Annotated in this window: 1 protein-coding gene; it reads right to left on the reverse strand. The window is 74.0% G+C overall.

What is annotated here, in order from left to right; translation table 11 throughout:
* Window positions 1-2,385: Rne/Rng family ribonuclease (locus tag E1291_RS40990; RefSeq protein WP_306434512.1), on the reverse strand; the 2,385-nt coding region annotated here is incomplete at its 3' end.
* Between the last annotated feature and the right edge of the window lie 63 nt (window positions 2,386-2,448).

Raw genomic sequence — 2,448 nt, forward strand, 5'->3', positions numbered from 1 at the left:
CGGGCCGGACCGCCTCGCCCGCGTGCGCGCCGGCTCGGCCCGCGCGGGCTCGGGCTCGGCGGCGGGCTCGGGCTCGGGCTCGGCCTGCCGGGCGGCCTCCCTGGGCTTCGCCTCGTGCTGGGCGAGCTTCTCCTCGACGGCCTTCTCGACCTCGCCCTTGCGCTTGCGGCGCCGGCCGCCGGTCTCCTTGCCGGCCGCCTTGTCCTGCTTCGGCTCGACGGGCGTCAGGTGGACGTGGATGCCGCGGCCGTTGCAGGACTCGCAGGTCTCCGAGAACGCCTCCAGCAGGCCCTGGCCGACCCGCTTGCGGGTCATCTGGACCAGGCCCAGCGAGGTGACCTCGGCGACCTGGTGCTTGGTACGGTCCCGCGACAGGCACTCCACCAGGCGGCGGAGCACCAGGTCACGGTTGCTCTCCAGCACCATGTCGATGAAGTCGATCACGACGATGCCGCCGATGTCGCGCAGCCGGAGCTGGCGGACGATCTCCTCGGCCGCCTCCAGGTTGTTGCGGGTGACGGTCTCCTCGAGGTTGCCGCCCTGCCCGGTGAACTTGCCGGTGTTGACGTCGATGACCGTCATCGCCTCGGTGCGGTCGATCACCAGCGAGCCGCCGGACGGCAGCCAGACCTTGCGGTCCAGCGCCTTGGCGATCTGCTCGTCGATGCGGAACGCGCCGAGGACGTCCTGGTCGCCGGTCCAGCGCTCGACCCGGTCGGCGAGGTGCGGCGCGACGTACTCGACGTACTCCGACACGGTGTCCCAGGCGCCGGCGCCGGCGACGACCAGCTTGCTGAAGTCCTCGTTGAAGATGTCGCGGACGACACGGATCGTCAGGTCGGGCTCGCCGTACAGCAGCGACGGCGCCGAGGCGGTCTTGACCTTCTTCTGGATGCTGTCCCACTGGGCGGCCAGCCGCGACACGTCGCGGGCCAGCTCCTCCTCGGTGGCGCCCTCCGCGGCGGTGCGGACGATCACGCCCGCGTTCTCCGGCATGACCTTCTTCAGGATCGACTTCAGCCGGCTGCGCTCCTTGTCGGGCAGCTTGCGGCTGATGCCGGTCATCGAGCCGTCCGGCACGTACACCAGGTACCGGCCGGGCAGCGAGACCTGGCTGGTGAGCCGGGCGCCCTTGTGGCCGAGCGGGTCCTTGGTGACCTGCACGAGCACCGACTGGCCGGACTTCAGCGCCGACTCGATGCGGCGCGGCTGGCCCTCCAGCCCGGAGGCGTCCCAGTTGACCTCGCCGGCGTACAGGACGGCGTTGCGGCCCTTGCCGATGTCGACGAACGCCGCCTCCATCGAGGGCAGCACGTTCTGGACCTTGCCCAGGTAGACGTTGCCCACGTACGACTGGTGGGTGGCGCGGTTGACGTAGTGCTCGACGAGCACGTTGTCCTCCAGGACGGCGATCTGGGTGCGCTCGCCCTCCTGCCGGACCACCATCACGCGCTCGACCGACTCGCGGCGCGCCAGGAACTCCGCCTCGGTGATCACCGGCGGGCGGCGGCGGCCCTGCTCGCGGCCCTCCCGGCGGCGCTGCTTCTTGGCCTCCAGCCGGGTCGAGCCGCGGACGGACTGGACCTCGTCCTCCACGGCGCGCGCGTCGCGCACGTGCACCACGGTGTTCGGCGGGTCGTCGGTGCCGGTGCCGTCGCCGTCGGCGCCCGAGCGGCGGCGGCGCCTGCGGCGGCGCCGGCTCGAACCGCCCTGCCCGTCGCCGTCGTCCTCGTCGTCGGCGGCCTCGCGGGCGCCGTCCTCGGCCTGCTCGGCGCGGGCCTCCTTGACGGGCTTGTCCTTGGCGGCGTCCCTGCCGGCCTTGGTCCGGCCGGCCCTGGTCCTGCCCTTGGCGGGCCGCTCGTCGGCGGTCTCCGCCGGCTCCTCGGCCTCGGCGGTCTCGTCCGCGCCCTCGTCGGCCGCCTCGTCGCCTTCGCCGTCCTTGCCGCGGCCGCGGCCCCGGCCGCCCCGGCGGCGGCGCCGCCGCGAGGGCCTGTCGTCGCCGTCGTCCTCGTCGTGGGCGGAGGGGCCGTGGTCGGTCTCGTCCTCGGCCTCGGGCTCGGTGGTCTCGGCGGGCTCGGCGACGCCCTTCGGCTCGTCCTTGGGACGGGCGGGCTCGGCCTTCGGCTGCGGCGGCTGGAACACGACCATGGGCGGCTGGAACGTCACGCCGGGCACGCCGACGCCGCTCGCGGGCTCGGTCTCCGACACCTGTCCGGCGGCGGGCTCGGTCCCCGCGACGGGGACGGCCGGCACCGTGGGCACCGGAGGGACGGCGGGCACCGCGGTGGCGGCGGGCGCCTCCGGTTCGGCGGCGGGCTCGGGCGCGGCCTTGGCCGGAGCCTTGGACGCGGTCTTGGACGTGTGCCTGCCCGATCTCGACCGCATCCTGGACGCGGTCGACCGCACCTTCGCGTGGTGACGCCAGTGAGTGGAACGAAGCAGTTCAAC

Origin of the sequence: Actinomadura roseirufa (assembly GCF_900659635.1) — a bacterium.
GTDB lineage: Bacteria > Actinomycetota > Actinomycetes > Streptosporangiales > Streptosporangiaceae > Spirillospora > Spirillospora roseirufa.